The following is an 18,456-nucleotide window of genomic DNA, read 5'->3' on the forward strand; positions in this document are numbered from 1 at the left end:
AATGAAAAAGAGCACTCTGGCATTAATGGTTATGGGCGTAGTGGCTTCTGCATCCGTTCACGCAGCTGAAGTTTATAATAAAGATGGTAATAAGCTGGACGTGTACGGCAAAGTGAAAGCCATGCACTACATCAGCGATGATGCCACCAAAGACGGCGATCAGACTTACGTTCGTTTCGGTTTTAAAGGCGAAACCCAGATTAACGATCAGCTGACGGGCTATGGTCGTTGGGAATCTGAATTTGCCGGTAACAAAGCCGAGAGCGACTCCTCTCAGAAAACCCGTCTGGCGTTCGCGGGCCTGAAGCTGAAAAACTTTGGCTCTCTGGATTACGGTCGTAACCTGGGTGCGCTGTATGACGTCGAAGCATGGACCGACATGTTCCCTGAGTTCGGCGGCGACTCTTCCGCGCAGACCGATAACTTCATGACCAAGCGCGCGACCGGTCTTGCCACCTACCGCAACACCGACTTCTTCGGCGCGGTTGACGGCCTGGACATGACCCTGCAATACCAGGGTAAAAACGAAAACCGTGACGCCAAGAAGCAGAACGGTGACGGTTTTGGTACCTCTCTGAGCTATGACTTCGGCGGCAGCGATTTTGCCGTCAGCGGTGCTTACACTAACTCTGACCGCACCAACGCGCAGAACCTGCTGGCACGTGGTCAGGGGCAGAAAGCCGAAGCCTGGGCAACCGGTCTGAAATATGACGCGAACGATATTTATCTGGCAGCGATGTATTCAGAAACCCGCAATATGACGCCAATTTCTGGCGGATTTGCCAATAAGGCACAGAACTTTGAAGTCGTCGCACAATATCAGTTCGACTTCGGTCTGCGTCCTTCCCTGGGTTATGTCCAGTCTAAAGGCAAAGATATCGAAGGTATTGGTGACGAAGATCTGGTGAAATATATTGACGTTGGCGCGACCTATTACTTCAACAAAAATATGTCCGCGTTTGTTGATTATAAAATTAACCAGATTGACGACGATAATAAACTGGGCGTGAGCAGCGATGATATCGTTGCCCTGGGTATGACCTACCAGTTCTAAGATTATCCGAATAAGAAAATCCCGGCAGATAAGCCGGGATTTTTTTTGCCCGGTGGCGCTGCGCTTACCGGGCCTACGGGATAGTGCATTTTGTAGGCCGGGTAAGGCGAAGCCGCCACCCGACGCTGTGACGCTATCAGGCAGTCAGCTTCACCGCTTCGCTGGAAAAATCATCCGCTGGCTCGAACTTAAGGTCCAGGGTGGCCAGCAGTGCGCTCGCTTTGTCGTGAAACTCTTTCAGGGTATATTCCAGGCGATCGATCACTTCCTGATCTTTAATGGTGGTGGCCTGCCAGTTACCGTCTTTATTAAACAGGCCAAACTGGTAGCTATACGTAAAGCGTTTTTCCTCTGCTTCCATTTCCATCCACCAGCCCCAGAATTCACGTTTTTCGGGTGCAGGCTTCACGTTGACGCATACAGCCAGGCAGTCGAAAAAAAAGCGATTCTCTTCACACTGCTCTTCTCGAATATACGGGCCAAGAGCCATGAACTTCTTAATCAATCTACTTTTCGGGTGTCCACTCGGTAACGTCATTGCGATCTCCTTTTGTGAAGCCACTGTTTTACCAAACCAGCGAAATTTAGCAATCTATTAACACAATCTCTGAGCGATCCAGCGCGTAATCTCTTTCAGAGCTTTATCGAAATTCTGATAGACCGGGCTGAACGGCACCTCAAGTAATTTGCCATCCGCAGATGACGACGTGATTAAGCGCGACTCTTCTTCCGGACTGAACGGATCGTTTTTCCAGAAACCCGACAGCATCGGCGTTGGGCAGCGACGTCCCAGTAACCCTTGCGTTTTTAACGAGTAGCGATTGAGCTCCACGCGCAGCGCTTCGTCTGATGCATCATGCATGCCAAGACGGCTGGCCAGCACATCAAGGTACATTTCAGGCACGCTCCCCTGGCGGGCGGGATCGCTGAGCAGAGCGTGAACGACCGGACCAAGGCAGGCGACGGCTTTCAGGCGGGAGGATTCAAGGTAAGCCAGACGCACCGCGACGTTTGCACCAAAGCGGAAGCCAAATGCCGCCACGCGGGTGTGGTCAACCCACGGGATGTTTTCCAGCGCTTTTAGCGCATGCTGGTGCAGCAGGCTGGAATCCTGAGTCAGTTTCCATTTGGAGGAGAAGCCGATTGAGGGCATATCCAGCGTCAGCATCGCGATCCCTTTTGGTGCGAAGTAACGCTCATACAGGCTGTAATAATCGATCTGCAACGAATCCAGCCCCCCGCACATCAGCACGGTCGGGAACGGACCTTCACCTTCAGGCATATGCAGGAACCCGGTAATGGATGACCCACCCGGAATGGTAAACTCGAGTTCGCGCATCTGGCCCGGCAGGCGTTGAGCTGCCTCTTCGTAAGCGCGATTCGCCAGCGCCTGTGCCTGCTCAGCCAGCTCATCACCTTTCAGATGTGGATACGCGGCAATGGCGTAGAGATTGGCCGCATGCAGCCAGTGCTTGCCGCTGCGCGTGGCATCCTCTTCCTGAGTGGCTTTTTGCTGCCAGAGCATCGCCTGTTTAGACCACTCGTAGATCCAGTTTCCCCCCGGTACCCCACCACCGTATCATAGAGTTCGCTGTCGGTGCGCTCGGCTTCACTCATCACGATACGCGCCTGCACATCAAGGATTTCACGAGGATCGATACCGCGCCAGACCCACATCAGGCGGTTAATCATACGATACCAGTGGGGCACGTTTTTACCGTCTAACGCGGACTGCACGGCAGGCTGGGTCCCCGGATTAAAGCGACGCACCAGCGTCGACGTTTCAGGGTGTTTGAAACGGGGTTTGAAAAGTGTCTCGGTGAGATTCGCCTGCGTCATTGCGTTGCCTCCATGAATACGTCATATGAAGACTATTGTAACGCGTGGCAGGTCAAAAAGAACAACGCCCGGCATAGCCGGGCGTGTAAAGTTACGTACTGGTATTAACGGCCTGAAATCGGCGGTACGAAGACCACGCCCATATCCCATGGCTGTTCAATCCAGGTATCCTGCGGGATATCAATCACGTAATCGTCAACCAGCGGGCGACCAGCAGGTTTCGCGAAGATAGTGACGAAATGGGCTTTCGGATACATTTCGCGGATAGCCACCGCAGTACCGCCGGTATCCACCAGGTCATCAATAACGATGAAGCCTTCACCGTCGCCTTCCGCGCGTTTCAGCACTTTCAGCTCACGCTGGTTATCATGGTCATAGCTGGAGATGCAGACGGTATCGACATGACGAATACCCAGCTCACGTGCCAGCAGCGCCCCCGGTACCAGACCGCCACGGCTGACGGCAATAATGCCTTTCCACTGTTCGGAAGGCATCAGACGCGCAGCCAGTTTGCGTGCGTGAATCTGCAACATGTCCCAGGTGACGACGTATTTTTCGCTCATGTGAAGTGTCCCAGCCTGTTTTTATACGGCTTAAAAAGTGTTCGAGGGGGAAATAGGTTGCGCGAGATTATAGAGATCTGACGCACTAAAAACCAGTGTTTAGCGCCCTCAGCCTGAGTTTTTACATGCTTTATGCTACCAGCCAGCAGAGAAAGTGGTATTCTCAGTTTCATCTCGCAAGCCTGACTTGTGGTAACTATTAACCTGCTAACCCTGTGACCTGCAACCCTGTTTGCAGCGCCTCGACAAGGAGACTTATCGTGTCTGAACTGTCTCAACTATCTCCGCAGCCGCTGTGGGATATTTTTGCCAAAATCTGCTCCATTCCACACCCTTCCTACCATGAAGAACAGCTTGCCGAACATATTATGGGCTGGGCGAAGGAAAAAGGCCTGCATGCGGAACGTGACCAGGTTGGCAACATTCTGATCCGCAAACCCGCCACCGCAGGCATGGAAAACCGTAAACCGGTTGTGCTGCAGGCGCACCTGGACATGGTGCCACAGAAGAACAACGACACCGTTCACGACTTCACCAAAGACCCGATCCAGCCGTACATCGACGGCGACTGGGTGAAAGCGCGCGGTACCACCCTGGGCGCGGATAACGGCATCGGTATGGCCTCTGCGCTGGCCGTGCTGGCTGACGACAGCGTTGAGCACGGTCCACTGGAAGTGCTGCTGACCATGACCGAAGAAGCGGGCATGGACGGGGCGTTCGGTCTGCAGGCGAACTGGCTGCAGGCGGATATCCTGATCAACACCGACTCCGAAGAAGAAGGTGAGATCTACATGGGCTGCGCGGGCGGAATTGATTTCATCTCTACCCTGCCGCTGTCACGCGAAGCGATCCCTGCCGGTTTCCAGACCTTCAAGCTGACGCTGAAAGGGCTGAAAGGCGGCCACTCCGGCGGTGATATTCATCTGGGTCTGGGCAACGCCAACAAGCTGCTGGCACGCTTCCTGGCAGGCCATGCGGCCGAGCTGGATCTGCGTCTGGTAGACTTCAACGGCGGTACCCTGCGCAACGCGATCCCACGCGAAGCCTTCGCCACAGTGGCAGTGCCAGCGGCAAAAGCCGACGAGCTGAAAAAACTCTCCACCGTGTACCTGGATATCCTGAAAAACGAACTGTCGGCGAAAGAGAAGAACCTGACAGTGGTGCTGGAATCCGTCTCCACGGATAAAACCGCGCTGACCGCGAAGTCTCGTGACACCTTCGTTCAGCTGCTGAACGCGACGCCAAACGGCGTGATCCGCAACTCTGACGTGGCGAAAGGCGTGGTGGAGACCTCACTGAACGTGGGCGTGGTAACCATGAGCGACGACAGCGCGGAGATCATCTGCCTGATCCGCTCCCTTATCGACAGCGGTAAAGAGTATGTGGTGAGCATGCTGGAATCTCTGGGCACGCTGGCGGGCGCGAAAACGTCTGCAAAAGGCAGTTACCCGGGCTGGCAACCGGATGCAAGCTCTCCGGTGATGGCGCTGGTGCGTGAAACCTATCAGCGTCTGTTCAACAGCACGCCGAACATTCAGGTGATCCACGCGGGTCTGGAATGCGGTCTGTTCAAGAAACCGTACCCGGACATGGACATGGTATCTATCGGGCCAACCATTACCGGTCCGCACTCGCCGGATGAGCAGGTTCATATCGAAAGCGTCGGTCACTACTGGACGCTGCTGACTGAACTGCTGAAAGCGATCCCTGCGAAGTAACATCTTCATCCCAACCCTCTTCCTGTGGAAGAGGGTGAAAAACCCAGGCCCGGTAAGCGTAGCGCACCGGGCTTTTTTACAATCCCAATACCAGCTGTCGCTCTAACTGCGGATCCAGCAGCGTGACGTGCAATCCCACCAGCCTCACCCCTCGCCCACCTCGTCGCTCTTCCCATGCCTTTTTTGCCGTCGCGATAAGATCGTCTTTATTCAGACGCGGCCAGACATGTTCCTGCGTGGTCTGCTGGAAATCGTTGAATTTGAGCTTGATGCCCTGACGGGCAATGAGCAGGTCCGGCTTCACCTTGCTTAAGCGTCGTTCCAGCTCCGGGTAGAGTTGTTCCGTGATAATAGATTCGCACTCGGACCAGTCATGAATATCTTCAATGAGGGTACGCTCAACGCCGACGGATTTCCGCAGCCGTTCGCTGTTAACATCACGATCGTCAATCCCCTGGCTGCGCTCCCACAGCACGCGGCCAAACTTCCCGAAGCGCTTAAGCAGCATCGCGAGATCGCTTCGCTGCACGTCTTCACAGGTGCGTAACCCCATGCTTTCCAGCTTTGCGGCGGAGACTTTTCCTACCCCGGGGATTTTGCCGAGCGGCAGCGTTTTTAAAAATGCGGGCACCTCTTCCGGCGTAATGACGTACTGGCCGTTGGGCTTATTTAAATCAGAGGCGATTTTGGCAAGGAATTTAACGGGCGCCACACCCGCCGATGCCGTCAGATTCAGCTCGTTGAAAATCGTCTGGCGGATCTCCTGCGCCATCAGGGTGGCGGAGCCGTGGCAGTGCACGCTGTCGGTCACATCCAGATAGGCTTCGTCCAGCGACAGTGGCTCTATCAGAGAGGTATAGCGGGAGAAAATTTCCCGAATATGAAGGGAAGCCTCTTTATAGGCGTCGAACCGCCCGGGCAGAAGCGTGAGATGAGGGCAAAGCTTTAAGGCCATCGCCGTCGGCATGGCGCTTCGCACGCCAAATTTGCGCGCAGGATAGTTGGCGGTGCTGATGACACCACGCTGAACGCGGCTGCCGCCAATGGCGATGGGAATATCCCGCAGCGCCGGGTTGTCACGCATCTCCACTGCGGCAAAAAAGCAGTCCATATCAACATGGATTATTTTGCGCATAGTAAGCCCTCACTCATCACTGGATAAGTATACAGTAAATGAATGAGGATTGAGAAGCAGATGTAAGAATGCCGGGTGGCGGCGTTGCCTTACCCGGCCTACAAAAACTTAAATAATGCGCTGCTGCTCGCGCGCCATGCGTTTTTTGCGGGCGTCGCACGGTTCCGGGCAGTCGCAGACCTTCTCCATACCAATGGAGGAAATACCGCCGCAGCTGCCCTGAATGCTTTTCCGCTTAACGATCCAGCCTAACGACATGCCGAAGATGACAAGCACAAAAACCACAAAGGTTGCCAGAAACGTCAGCATCATCAGCCTCCAAAGTCATCAAGCATGATGTTCTCATCTTCGACGCCGAGATCTTTCAGCATCTTAATCACGGCGGCGTTCATCATCGGCGGACCACACATATAGAACTCGCTGTCCTCGGGCGCCGGGTGCTGTTTGAGGTAGTTTTCATACAGCACGTTGTGAATGAACCCCGTATAGCCCGTCCAGTTATCTTCCGGCTGCGGATCGGAGAGCGCCACGTGGAAGGTAAAGTTTGGGTTTTCACGTGCCAGCTGTTCAAACTCGTCGTCGTAAAACATTTCGCGCAGCGAGCGCGCCCCGTACCAGAAGCTGATTTTACGCTTGCTGCCGAGCCGCTTGAGCTGGTCAAAAATGTGCGAGCGCATCGGGGCCATACCGGCACCGCCGCCGATAAAGACCATCTCCGCGTCGGTATCTTTCGCGAAGAACTCTCCGAACGGACCGGAGATGGTCACCTTATCTCCCGGCTTCAGAGACCAGATGTATGACGACATCACGCCCGGCGGCGCATCCGGCACATTCGGTGGCGGCGTGGCGATACGCACGTTGAGCATGATAATGCCCTTCTCCTCCGGGTAGTTGGCCATCGAGTAGGCGCGCAGCGTCGGCTCTTTTACCTCTGATACAAAGCGGAAGAGATTGAATTTGTCCCAGTCGGCGCGGTACGCCTCCGGAACGTCAAAGTCCGCATACGCCACGGTATGCTCAGGACACTCAATCTGAATGTATCCGCCGGCGCGGAACGGGACATCTTCCCCTTCCGGCACCCGCAGCTTCAGCTCTTTGATAAAAGTGGCTTTGTTATCATTAGAGATAACCTCGCACTCCCATTTTTTGACGCCAAAAATCTCTTCCGGCAGCGCAATCTTCATGTTCTGACGCACCGCGACCTGGCAGGCCAGACGGCAGCCCTCTTTTGCCTCACGCTTCGTGATATGCGCCAGCTCGGTAGGCAGAATATCGCCGCCCCCCTCTTTTACCGTCACGCGGCACTGCCCGCAGGAGCCGCCGCCGCCGCAGGCAGAAGAGACAAAAATTCCGTTACCGGAGAGCGTGTTGAGCAGTTTATCTCCCGCAGGCGTGCGGATCTGATTCTGCGGATCGTCGTTAATATCAATCACCACGTCGCCGGAATTCACCAGCTTCGCCCGCGCCGCCAGAATGAGTCCTGACAGCACCAGTACGATCAGCGTGAACATCACCACGCCAAGAATAATTTCCATCTTTTAGCCCTTATAGCTGCACACCGGAGAAGGACATAAAGCCCAGCGCCATCAGACCGGTGGTGATAAAGGTGATCCCTAAGCCACGCAGACCCGCAGGCACGTTGGCATATTTCATTTTCTCGCGGATCCCCGCCATTGTGACAATCGCCAGCATCCAGCCGATACCGGAGCCGAAACCGTACACCACGGATTCACTGAAGTTGTAATCACGCTGAACCATAAACGAGACGCCGCCGAAGATGGCGCAGTTCACCGCGATCAGCGGGAGGAAGATCCCCAGCGCGTTGTACAGCGACGGGAAGTACTTATCGAGGATCATCTCCAGGATTTGCACCAGCGCCGCGATCACCCCAATAAAGGTGATGAAGTTCAGGAAGCTGAGATCAACCCCTTCCACCAGCGCGCCGTCCCGCAGCACGAAGTTGTACACCAGATTGTTAATCGGAACCGAAAGCCCCAACACAACGGTGACCGCCACGCCCAGGCCAAATGCCGTGGAGACCTTTTTAGACACAGCAAGGAACGTACACATGCCGAGGAAAAACGCGAGCGCCATGTTTTCAACAAACACCGCGCGCACAAACAAACTCAGGTAGTGAGCCATCGTCGGTTACTCCTTTTCCTGCTGTTCTGGTTTTAACGTACGAATCAGCCAGATCAACAAACCGATAATGAAAAATGCGCTAGGGGCCAGCAGGAACAGGCCGTTTGGCAGATACCATCCGCCGTTTTGCACCGTGTCCAGCACCGTGATGCCAAACAGCTTGCCGCTGCCAATCAGCTCTCGCAGGAACCCCACGGTCAGCAGGATCGCGCCATAGCCGAGGCCGTTACCGATACCGTCCATAAAGCTCGCCAGCGGCGGCATTTTCATGGCGTAGGCTTCCGCACGCCCCATGACGATACAGTTGGTGATAATCAGCCCGACAAACACCGAGAGCTGTTTGGAGGTTTCATAGGCGAAGGCGCGCAGCAGCTGATCGACCACGATCACCAGCGAGGCGATGATCGCCATCTGCACGATGATCCTCACGCTGTTGGGAATGTGGTGGCGGATCATCGAGATAAACATGCTCGAAAACGCCGTAACCAGCGTGACGGCCAGCGTCATTACCACCGCCGTTTCCAGCTTGGTCGTCACCGCCAGGGCTGAACAGACGCCCAGCACCTGCAGCGTGATCGGGTTATTGGCGAGCAGTGGGCCAATGAGCACCTTTTTCACTTCTTTCAGTTCACCGGTATCAGCCATTGTTCAGCGCTCCTTCACGTACGTTTTTCAGGAAAGGACCAAAGCCCAGCTCGCCCATCCAGAAATCAAAACTGTGCTGCACGCCGTTTGAGGTGAGCGTGGCGCCGGAAAGCCCGTCGACCGCGTAGTCGTCACCGGGACGTGCCGCTCCTTTCATCACCTTCAGCGCAGGCAGACCGTTATCGTCGAGCACTTTCTTGCCGACAAACTGTGCCCGCCAGTTCGGGTTTTCCACTTCGCCGCCCAGCCCCGGCGTTTCGCCCTGGTCATAATACATAATGCCTTTAACGGTGCGGCCATCCGTATCAAGGGCCACAAAGGCATACATCATTGACCACAGGCCGTTGCCGTAGACAGGAAGCACCACTTCCTGAATGCGTTTTTGGGGGTCACGCACCAGGTAAATTTCGGCGAGATTGCTGCGGCGCTTAATTCCGGCAGGGTCTTGCGATGCCTCGAGCGTCAGGCTCATCTGCGGATCTTTCAGCGCCAGCGCCTGGTTGAAGGTTGCCGGGTCTTTATCCAGCAGCTGGCCGGTTTTTAAATCCACCAGACGCGCGGAAATACGTTCGGCAAAGACGGCCGAAACCTCATCTGCGCTCATCCCCTCCTGCATCAGCCCGGCCACGGCCAGAATGTTGAGCTGTTTATCCAGGGCACGTTGCTCCTGCTGCAGGGGTTTTAACCCCACGGCAGAACCGGCCACGACAATGGAGCAGACCAGACAGAGCACCAGCACCACCAGCAGCGTTTTGCTGATGCTGTCGTTATTTTTGACTTCAGCCACGCGCCTTCCTCCGCTTGATGTTGGCCCGCACCACCAGGTAATCGAAGAGTGGCGCAAACAGATTGGCAAACAGAATCGCCAGCATCATGCCCTCCGGATACGCCGGGTTGACCACGCGGATCAGGACACACATCGCGCCAATGAGCACGCCATAGCTCCATTTACCTTTATCGGTAAACGAGGCCGAGACGGGGTCCGTCGCCATGAACATCATGCCGAACGCGAAGCCCCCCAGCACCAGATGCCAGTACCACGGCATAGAGAACATCGGGTTGGTGGTCGAACCGATAAGGTTGAACATCGTGGCGGTCAGCACCATGCCGATCATCACGCCCGCCACAATCCGCCAGGAGGCCACGCGCCCAAACAGGATGATCGCCCCGCCAAGCAAAATCATCAGAGTCGAGACTTCACCGATAGAGCCGGGAATGTTGCCAATAAAGGCATCAAACCAGGTCACGGGCTGACCCGTCGCGTTGTTCACCAGCGTTTCGCCGCCGTGTGCCGCCCACTGTGAAAGCGGCGTCGCGCCGGAAAAACCGTCTGCCGCCGTCCAGACCAGATCGCCTGAGATTTGCGCCGGATAGGCAAAGAAGAGGAACGCACGTCCCGCCAGCGCCGGGTTGAGGAAGTTCCGCCCGGTGCCGCCGAAAATTTCTTTAGCAATGACCACGCCAAAGCTGATGCCCAGCGCCGCCTGCCAGAGCGGTAAGGTTGGCGGGACAATCAGGGCAAACAGAATCGAGGTCACGAAGAAACCTTCGTTGATCTCATGTTTACGGATGATGGCGAACAGCACTTCCCAGAAGCCACCCACGATAAATACCGTGAGGTAAATCGGCAGGAAGAACACCGCGCCCAGCGTCATCATGCTGATCCAGCCTGCGTCTGGCGCAAAGTTCACCCCTAACGACTGGGCCAGGCGGTAGTGCCAGTCAGACTGAAGCACCTGCGCCAGCTGCTGCGCATCATACATGTGGTGCAGCGCCGGAAGGGTCTGCAAACCGACGTTGTACATCCCCCAGAACATCGCCGGGAAGACTGCAAACCACACCAGAATCATCATCCGTTTAAGGTCGATGGCGTCACGAACGTGCGCCGCCCCCTTCGTCACCAGACCCGGCGTATAGAAAATGGTCGCCGTTGCTTCATACAGCGGGTAGTACTTTTTGAGCTTCCCTTCGGTAAAGTGCGGCTCCATTTTTTCAAAGAGGTGTTTTAAGCCCATCGGTTATCCTTCCTGCTCAATGCGGGTTAACACCTCGCGCAATACCGGTCCATATTCGTATTTTCCCGGACAGACATAGGTACAGAGCGCCAGATCTTCTTCGTCCAGTTCCAGGCAGCCCAGCGCCTGCGCGCTGTCGGTGTCACCGGCGAGCAGATCGCGCAACAGCATGGTCGGCAGAATATCCAGCGGCATGACGCGCTCGTAGTTGCCAATCGGGACCATGGCGCGCTCGCCACCGTGCGTAGTGGTCGAGAAGTTAAACAGCCTGTTACGCAGGAAGTGGCCCAGCGTGGTCCGGGTGACGGAGTATTTTTCCGCACCGGGCAGCACCCAGCCGAACAGCTCTTTGTCGCGCCCTTCTTGCACAATGCTGACCTGCAAATGGAAACGCCCCAGATAGGCGTACGCCTGCACAGCATGGCGGCCACTGAGGACCGAACCGGAAATCAGCCGGTTTTCGCCCGCTTTGGTTTCGTCGGTCAGCAGTTCATTGAGATCCGCGCCAATCAGCGTTTTCACCAGACGCGGGTTTACCGCCTGCGGCCCGCCGATGGCGATGACGCGTTCTGCGCACAGCTCTCCGGTGGTGAAGAGCTTCCCGATGGCGATGACGTCCTGATAATTAAGGTGCCAGACCTGTTTCGCCAGGCTTACCGGCTCAAGAAAGTGGATGTGCGTTCCAACCAGACCCGCCGGATGCGGGCCCGCAAACGCATTAAACGTGACCTGCCCCTGCGGATGTCCGCCGAGCTTGCCGCCGCCGGCCTGGCATACGTGGACTTTCCCCGACGTCAGGCGGGTTAACACGGTCAGCCCGGCATCAAAGGCTTTGCGCTGCGCCAGGATAACCGGCTGCGGGTCCACGCTGAGCGGGTTGGTGTCCATTGCCGTGACGAAAATCGCGGCCGGTTCCGTGCCCGGCACAGGGGATTTGCTGAAGGGACGGGTACGAAGCGCGGTCCATAAACCGGACGCCAGAAGCTGAGCCTGTACAGCGTCACGGCTCAGCGACACGAGGTCTGCGGCATCGTAATGGGCGAATTCACGCTGTTCGTTGCCTTCAATGCGGATAACCACCGACTGCAGAACGCGTCGTTCGCCACGGTTAATCGCCACAACGGTGCCACTTGCGGGGGCCGTGAACATCACGCCGGGATTTTTTTTGTCCTCAAAGAGCGCCTGGCCTGTGATCACGCGATCGCCTTCCTGTACCAGCATAGAAGGTCGCATTCCCAGGTAGTCGTCGCCCACAATGGCGACATGACGGACACGTGCGCCTGTCGAAACGTGCTGCGCGGGCACGCCTGCAATCGGCAGATCAAGTCCTTTTTTTATTTTAAACATGTGGTTAGCAGGTTTCCATGAACAACAATCCAGTGGCCGCGAAGTGTAACATTTTCCCCTTCTCGCGGGCAGGGAAACCGCCGTCGCGCGCGCCAAATTGCGAGCTAATGCGCAAAGTTCCTGGAGCCATCGCGATTTTGATGGTTTATAAAGTAAAACTAATTTGTAAACTCACCGCCCGGCTCTTGCGAAAATCTATAGCGGTGCTAATGTGAGCGCTCCTAACAGAATAATCTGATTTCGGGTCTCTTTTGCCGTCCTGGCAAGTTGGTCATGGTTTTATCAAGGAACTAGTAGTATGCGTAAAATCGCATTGTTCATTGCGATGCTTCTGATTCCGTGCATGTCGTTTGCCGGACTGCTCAGCAGTAATAGCTCAACGACGCCGGTCAGTAAGGAATATAAACAGCAGTTAATGGGATCGCCGGTTTATATTCAAATCTTCAAGGAAGAACGCACTCTCGATCTGTATGTGAAGATGGGCGAGACATATCAGCTGCTTGATAGTTACAAAATTTGTAACTACTCCGGCGGACTGGGGCCAAAACAACGTCAGGGCGACTTCAAAAGTCCGGAAGGGTTCTACAACGTTCAGCGCAGCCAGCTCAAGCCTGACAGCCGCTTCTATAAAGCCATTAACATCGGCTTCCCGAATGCCTATGACCGTGCACACGGTTATGAAGGTAAATACCTGATGATCCACGGTGCCTGCGTGTCTATCGGCTGTTATGCGATGACCGATTCCGGCATTGATGAGATCTTCCAGTTCGTGACCGGCGCGCTGGTCTTTGGGCAGCCTAGCGTACAGGTCAGCATCTATCCGTTCCGCATGACGGACGCCAACATGGCACGTCACAAGTACTCATACTACGCGGATTTCTGGCAACAGCTGAAGCCGGGTTATGACTACTTTGAGCAGACCCACAAGCCACCGGTGGTCTCTATCGTAGATGGCCGTTACGTGGTCAGCAAACCGCTGAGCCACGAAGTCGTCCATCCACAGCTGGCGTCAAATTACACGGTCCCCGAGACAAAATAGCACCCACTCGCCTGGCATAATCTTTTGCCAGGTTTCGTTGCCCGTCAGCGGCTGCGTTGCAATAACAGTGACCACATCGTTCGGTGTGGTCTCCTTCTGAAAGTCTATTTCCACATCCTGATCCAACAGCGTCGCCACGCCAAACGGCGCACGGCGGGTGATCCAGAACAGATTCGTCGAGCAGAACGCCATCACATAGCGGCCGTCAGAGAGCAGCATGTTGAACACGCCTTTTTCACGTAGCTCGGTCGCCAGCGTCGCGATGTATTTAAACACGGCAGCCATGTTGCCTGGCGTACGGGGATAGCGCTCCGTCAGCTTGTGCAGCAGCCAGCAGAAGGCTTTTTCGCTGTCGGTTTCGCCAACCGGGCGGAAATTGCCCGTTTCCAGCGACTTATAGCCCGTGAGTTGCCCATTGTGCGCGTAGGTCCAGTTACGGCCCCACAGCTCGCGGGTAAACGGATGGGTATTTTCCAGCGCCACTTCGCCGCGGTTAGCCTGGCGAATGTGGGCGATCACCGAACGGGACTTGATGGGATAGTCCTGCACCAGTTTGGCAATCGGTGAGTTAAAGCTGGGCTGTGGATCTTTGAACGTGCGACACCCTTTACCTTCGTAGAAGGTGATGCCCCAGCCGTCTTTATGCGGCCCGGTTCCTCCACCGCGCTGCACCAGCCCGGTGAAACTAAAGCAGATATCGGTTGGCACATTCGCGCTCATCCCGAGCAGTTCGCACATACATCACCTCCACAACAGCGGGGGCAGCGCCCCAATGGATATGCCCCCCGCGAAGTCTTACTTAGCCATCTCTTTTTCAATCAGCTGGATCAGGATGTGGATCACTTTGATGTGAATTTCCTGAATGCGGTCAGCATAACCGAAGTGCGGAACGCGAATTTCAACATCCGCCGTACCGTCCATCTTACCGCCATCTTTACCCGTCAGGGTGATGACTTTCATCCCTTTTTCACGCGCGGCGGCGATCGCTTTGATCACGTTACCGGAGTTGCCGGAGGTAGAAATCCCCAGCAGCACGTCGCCTTCACGGCCTACCGCTTCAACGTAGCGAGAGAAGATGTGGTCGTAACCGAAGTCGTTGCCTACGCAGGAGATGTGGCTCACGTCGGAAATCGCAATCGCCGGGTAGCCCGGGCGGTTTTCGCGATAGCGACCGGTCAGCTCTTCTGCGAAGTGCATCGCGTCACAGTGAGAGCCACCGTTACCGCAGGAGAGCACTTTGCCACCCGCTTTGAAGCTGTCGGCCAGCAGGACCGCAGCGCGCTGAATAGCGTGAATATTGGCATCATCTTTCAGAAAGTTAGCCAGCGTTTCCGCCGCTTCGTTCAGTTCGTTACGAATAAGATCCTGGTACATGAGGATAATCCTTCAGTATTGATGAAATAACACAGTGGAGTGTACCGGATAGCGCGAAAAGCGAGAAGCTAAAGCCATGCGAAACGTCCGGCGTTTTGCTTTTTCGTGCCGAGTAAAACGCGAACAATGTGAACCAGGTTGTAATTATTTTGTAAACACATTGCTAAAGGAAATAACATCAACTACAACCATATCATCACAAGTGGTCAGACCTCCTACAAGCAAGGGAGCTTTTCTTTATGATGATTTTGAGCATTCTCGCAACCGTTGTTCTGCTCGGTGTGTTGTTCTATCACCGCGTAAGTTTATTCCTGAGCAGCCTGATTCTTCTGGCCTGGACGGCTGCGCTTGGCGTCGCAGGTCTCTGGAATATCTGGCTTTTAGTCCCTCTTGCCATCATCCTTCTGCCGTTTAACTTTGCCCCGATGCGTAAATCAATGATCTCTGCACCGGTGTTCAAAGGCTTCCGCAAAGTGATGCCGCCAATGTCGCGCACTGAAAAAGAGGCGATTGATGCGGGCACCACCTGGTGGGAAGGTGACCTGTTCCAGGGCAATCCGGACTGGAAAAAGCTGCATAACTACCCGCAGCCGCGTCTGACCGCGGAAGAACAGGCGTTTATTGACGGCCCGGTAGAAGAAGCCTGCCGTATGGCGAACGACTTTGCTATCACCCATGAAATGGCCGATCTACCGCCAGAACTGTGGGCGTACCTGAAAGAGCATCGCTTCTTCGCGATGATCATTAAGAAAGAGTACGGCGGTCTGGAGTTCTCCGCTTACGCTCAGGCTCGCGTGCTGCAAAAGCTGGCAGGCGTTTCCGGGATCCTGGCGATTACCGTTGGCGTGCCTAACTCCTTAGGCCCGGGCGAACTGCTGCAGCATTACGGTACGGAAGAGCAAAAAGATCACTACCTGCCGCGTCTGGCACGCGGTCAGGAAATCCCTTGCTTCGCGCTGACCAGCCCGGAAGCAGGCTCCGATGCGGGCGCGATTCCGGATACCGGCGTGGTCTGCATGGGCGAGTGGCAGGGCGAGCAGGTGCTGGGCATGCGCCTGACCTGGAACAAGCGTTATATCACGCTGGCCCCTATCGCCACCGTGCTGGGTCTGGCCTTTAAGCTCTCTGATCCGGAAAGACTGCTGGGCGGCGAAGAAGATCTGGGTATTACCTGTGCACTGATCCCAACCTCCACCCCAGGCGTCGAGATTGGTCGTCGTCACTTCCCGCTGAACGTGCCGTTCCAGAACGGCCCAACCCGCGGCCAGGATATCTTTGTGCCGATTGACTACATCATCGGTGGTCCAAAAATGGCCGGTCAGGGCTGGCGTATGCTGGTGGAATGTCTGTCGGTGGGCCGCGGTATTACCCTGCCGTCGAACTCAACCGGCGGTCTGAAGTCAGTGGCGATGGGGATTGGTGCCTACGCGCACATCCGCCGTCAGTTCAAAATCTCCATCGGCAAGATGGAAGGTATCGAAGAGCCGCTGGCGCGTATCGCGGGCAACGCCTACGTGATGGACGCCGCCGCCACGCTGATTACCTACGGTATTATGCTGGGCGAAAAACCGGCCGTACTGTCCGCCATTGTGAAGTACCACTGTACCCACCGCGCGCAGCAGTCAATCATTGACGCGATGGATATTGCAGGCGGTAAAGGCATTATGCTCGGCGAAGGCAACTTCCTGGCGCGCGGCTATCAGGGCGCACCGATTGCCATCACCGTGGAAGGGGCAAACATCCTGACCCGCAGCATGATGATCTTCGGTCAGGGCGCAATTCGCTGCCATCCTTACGTGCTGGAAGAGATGGCCGCTGCGCAGAACAACGACGTGGATGCCTTCGATAAGCTGCTGTTCAAACATATCGGTCACGTGGGCAGCAACAAGGTGCGCAGCTTCTGGCTGGGCCTGACGCGCGGTCTTACCAGCGCCACGCCGACCGGCGATGCAACTAAACGTTATTATCAGCATCTGAACCGTCTGAGCGCCAACCTGGCCCTGCTGTCTGACGTTTCCATGGCGGTGCTGGGCGGCAGCCTGAAGCGTCGCGAACGTATCTCTGCCCGTCTGGGCGATGTGCTGAGCCAGATCTTCCTGGCCTCTGCGGTCCTGAAACGTTACGACGATGAAGGCCGTCAGGAAGCGGATCTGCCGCTGGTGCACTGGGGCGTGCAGGATGCGTTGTATCAGGCTGAACAGGCGATTGACGATCTGCTGGCGAACTTCCCGAACCGCTTCGTGGCAGGCGCCCTGCGCGTGGTGATCTTCCCGACCGGTCGTCACCATCTGGCGCCGTCCGACAAGCTGGACCACAAAGTGGCGAAGATCCTGCAGGTTCCGAGCGCAACCCGCTCCCGCATCGGTCGCGGTCAGTACCTGGCACCGACGCCGCATAACCCGGTGGGTCTGCTGGAAGAAGCGCTGCTGGACGTGATGGCCGCCGATCCGATTCACCAGAAGATCTGTAAACAGCTGGGCAAAAACCTGCCGTTTACCCGTCTGGACGAACTGGCAAAACAGGCGCTCGCCGGTGGCATTATCAATAAAGATGAAGCCGCTCTGCTGGTGAAAGCCGAAGAGAGCCGTCTGCGCAGCATTAACGTGGATGATTTCGAACCGGACGAGCTGGCGACGCAGCCGGTAAAGCTGCCGGAGAAGCACCGCAAACCTGAAGCGGCATAACGCGTTTCGCTTATACAAACCCCGCCTCGCGCGGGGTTTTTTATTGCCACATTTTCTCGTTATGTCGTGCTACAGTGTCAAAAAGTGGTCGTTTGAGGAGTCTGAATTGTGCCTGGTCTGAAGATTTCTATTTTGCAGCAACCTTTAGTGTGGATGGATGGCCCCGCCAACCTGCGCCACTTTGATCGTCAACTGGAAGACATTACCGGGCGTGATGTGATTGTCCTGCCGGAAATGTTCACCACCGGCTTCGCCATGGAAGCGGCAAAACAGTCAATGCCTCAGGATGAGGTGGTCGCCTGGATGCACGCCAAAGCGCAGCAGACTAATGCGCTGATCGCCGGCAGCGCCGCCCTGCAGACCGAACGCGGGCCGGTGAACCGCTTCCTGCTGGTGGAGCCGGAAGGGAACGTGCATTTTTACGATAAACGCCACCTGTTCCGCATGGCGGATGAACATCATCACTATGAGGCCGGTAACGAGCGCGTGGTGTTCGAATGGCGCGGCTGGCGTATTCTGCCGCTTGTCTGCTACGACCTGCGTTTCCCGGTGTGGTCGCGTAACCGCAACGATTACGACCTGGCGCTGTATGTTGCCAACTGGCCTGCACCGCGCTCCCTGCACTGGCAATCGCTGCTGGTGGCGCGCGCGATTGAGAACCAGGCGTACGTGGTGGGCTGCAACCGCGTGGGGACGGACGGCAACGGGCATCACTATCGCGGCGACAGCCGGGTGGTGAATCCGCAGGGCGAGATCATCGCCACCGCCGAGCCGCATCAGGCGACGCGTATTGATGCCGAATTATCGTTAACGGCGCTGAAGGAGTACCGGGAGAAGTTTCCGGCGTGGCAGGATGCGGATCCTTTTAGCATTGAGTGAAAAAAAGCCGGGTGGCGGCTAC

The 18,456-nt window shown here is 55.9% G+C and carries 17 protein-coding genes and 1 pseudogene; 5 read left to right on the plus strand and 13 right to left on the minus strand.

Features of this window, described 5'->3' with window-relative positions:
* Position 1 precedes the first annotated feature (1 nt).
* Positions 2–1,054, plus strand: a complete 1,053-nt coding sequence (gene phoE / locus ACMGGE_RS12380) for a phosphoporin PhoE (RefSeq protein WP_008501878.1) — start codon at positions 2–4, stop codon at positions 1,052–1,054.
* A 136-nt stretch (positions 1,055–1,190) separates the two neighbouring features.
* Here phoE and crl read toward each other — a convergent pair whose 3' ends face one another.
* The 3 genes and pseudogenes from crl to gpt all read right to left on the minus strand — a co-directional run bounded on the left by crl (position 1,191) and on the right by gpt (position 3,456).
* Entirely contained in the window at positions 1,191–1,592 is a 402-nt protein-coding gene (gene crl / locus ACMGGE_RS12385) for a sigma factor-binding protein Crl (protein ID WP_008500249.1), read from the minus strand.
* A 57-nt stretch (positions 1,593–1,649) separates the two neighbouring features.
* Positions 1,650–2,893 (minus strand): annotated as a pseudogene (frsA, locus tag ACMGGE_RS12390) (esterase FrsA).
* 104 nt (positions 2,894–2,997) lie between these two features.
* On the minus strand, positions 2,998–3,456 hold the full coding sequence (gpt, locus tag ACMGGE_RS12395; protein WP_003863205.1) for a xanthine phosphoribosyltransferase: 459 nt from the start codon (positions 3,454–3,456) through the stop codon (positions 2,998–3,000).
* 260 nt (positions 3,457–3,716) lie between these two features.
* Here gpt and pepD point away from each other — a divergent pair, with 260 nt between their 5' ends.
* Entirely contained in the window at positions 3,717–5,174 is a 1,458-nt protein-coding gene (gene pepD / locus ACMGGE_RS12400) for a cytosol nonspecific dipeptidase (RefSeq protein ID WP_262781163.1), read from the plus strand.
* 76 nt (positions 5,175–5,250) lie between these two features.
* Here the strand turns inward: pepD and dinB are convergent, their stop codons facing one another.
* From dinB to ACMGGE_RS12440, 8 genes are all read right to left on the minus strand, one after another.
* Positions 5,251–6,309 carry a DNA polymerase IV gene (gene dinB, locus ACMGGE_RS12405; RefSeq protein WP_048029970.1) on the minus strand — a complete coding sequence of 353 codons (1,059 nt, stop codon included), beginning with the start codon at positions 6,307–6,309 and terminating at the stop codon, positions 5,251–5,253.
* A gap of 108 nt (positions 6,310–6,417) precedes the next feature.
* Positions 6,418–6,621: a (Na+)-NQR maturation NqrM gene (gene nqrM, locus ACMGGE_RS12410; protein WP_023615899.1), complete on the minus strand. Its 204-nt coding sequence runs from the start codon at positions 6,619–6,621 to the stop codon at positions 6,418–6,420.
* Positions 6,621–7,844: an NADH:ubiquinone reductase (Na(+)-transporting) subunit F gene (gene nqrF / locus ACMGGE_RS12415; RefSeq protein WP_420293811.1), complete on the minus strand. Its 1,224-nt coding sequence runs from the start codon at positions 7,842–7,844 to the stop codon at positions 6,621–6,623. The genes nqrM and nqrF overlap by 1 nt, the downstream gene beginning before the upstream one ends.
* Positions 7,845–7,854: 10 nt before the next feature.
* Positions 7,855–8,451 (minus strand): NADH:ubiquinone reductase (Na(+)-transporting) subunit E, encoded by a 597-nt coding sequence (nqrE, locus tag ACMGGE_RS12420; protein WP_023334613.1) that lies wholly within the window; start codon positions 8,449–8,451, stop codon positions 7,855–7,857.
* Positions 8,452–8,457: 6 nt separating this feature from the next.
* Positions 8,458–9,096, minus strand: coding sequence for an NADH:ubiquinone reductase (Na(+)-transporting) subunit D (locus tag ACMGGE_RS12425; protein WP_024909466.1), 639 nt, complete (start codon positions 9,094–9,096; stop codon positions 8,458–8,460).
* Complete coding sequence (locus ACMGGE_RS12430) at positions 9,089–9,883, minus strand: Na(+)-translocating NADH-quinone reductase subunit C (protein ID WP_420293812.1); 795 nt, start codon at positions 9,881–9,883, stop codon at positions 9,089–9,091. The genes ACMGGE_RS12425 and ACMGGE_RS12430 overlap by 8 nt, the downstream gene beginning before the upstream one ends.
* Positions 9,876–11,111, minus strand: coding sequence for an NADH:ubiquinone reductase (Na(+)-transporting) subunit B (locus ACMGGE_RS12435; protein ID WP_063620872.1), 1,236 nt, complete (start codon positions 11,109–11,111; stop codon positions 9,876–9,878). The genes ACMGGE_RS12430 and ACMGGE_RS12435 overlap by 8 nt, the downstream gene beginning before the upstream one ends.
* 3 nt (positions 11,112–11,114) lie before the next feature.
* Entirely contained in the window at positions 11,115–12,458 is a 1,344-nt protein-coding gene (locus tag ACMGGE_RS12440; RefSeq protein WP_420293813.1) for a Na(+)-translocating NADH-quinone reductase subunit A, read from the minus strand.
* A gap of 298 nt (positions 12,459–12,756) precedes the next feature.
* Here ACMGGE_RS12440 and dpaA point away from each other — a divergent pair, with 298 nt between their 5' ends.
* Complete coding sequence (gene dpaA / locus ACMGGE_RS12445; protein ID WP_045909850.1) at positions 12,757–13,497, plus strand: peptidoglycan meso-diaminopimelic acid protein amidase; 741 nt, start codon at positions 12,757–12,759, stop codon at positions 13,495–13,497.
* Here the strand turns inward: dpaA and ACMGGE_RS12450 are convergent.
* Both ACMGGE_RS12450 and lpcA read right to left on the minus strand, forming a co-directional pair.
* The gene (locus ACMGGE_RS12450; protein WP_008500262.1) at positions 13,468–14,235 is read right to left on the minus strand and encodes a class II glutamine amidotransferase; all 768 of its coding nucleotides are present in this window, start codon (positions 14,233–14,235) and stop codon (positions 13,468–13,470) included. The two genes, dpaA and ACMGGE_RS12450, sit on opposite strands and share 30 nt — an antisense overlap.
* 57 nt (positions 14,236–14,292) lie before the next feature.
* Positions 14,293–14,871 (minus strand): D-sedoheptulose 7-phosphate isomerase, encoded by a 579-nt coding sequence (gene lpcA, locus ACMGGE_RS12455; protein ID WP_021242877.1) that lies wholly within the window; start codon positions 14,869–14,871, stop codon positions 14,293–14,295.
* A gap of 239 nt (positions 14,872–15,110) precedes the next feature.
* On the opposite strand from lpcA, the gene fadE reads away from it, so the two are divergent.
* Positions 15,111–17,555, plus strand: coding sequence for an acyl-CoA dehydrogenase FadE (fadE, locus tag ACMGGE_RS12460; protein ID WP_420293814.1), 2,445 nt, complete (start codon positions 15,111–15,113; stop codon positions 17,553–17,555).
* Between the two features lie 108 nt (positions 17,556–17,663).
* A complete protein-coding gene (locus ACMGGE_RS12465) occupies positions 17,664–18,434 on the plus strand; it encodes an amidohydrolase (RefSeq protein WP_045909852.1) in 771 nt (256 codons plus the stop codon).
* Positions 18,435–18,456 lie beyond the last annotated feature (22 nt).

It is taken from the genome of Enterobacter sp. BNK-22 (assembly GCF_048684805.1).
GTDB classification, from domain to species: domain Bacteria; phylum Pseudomonadota; class Gammaproteobacteria; order Enterobacterales; family Enterobacteriaceae; genus Enterobacter; species Enterobacter quasiroggenkampii.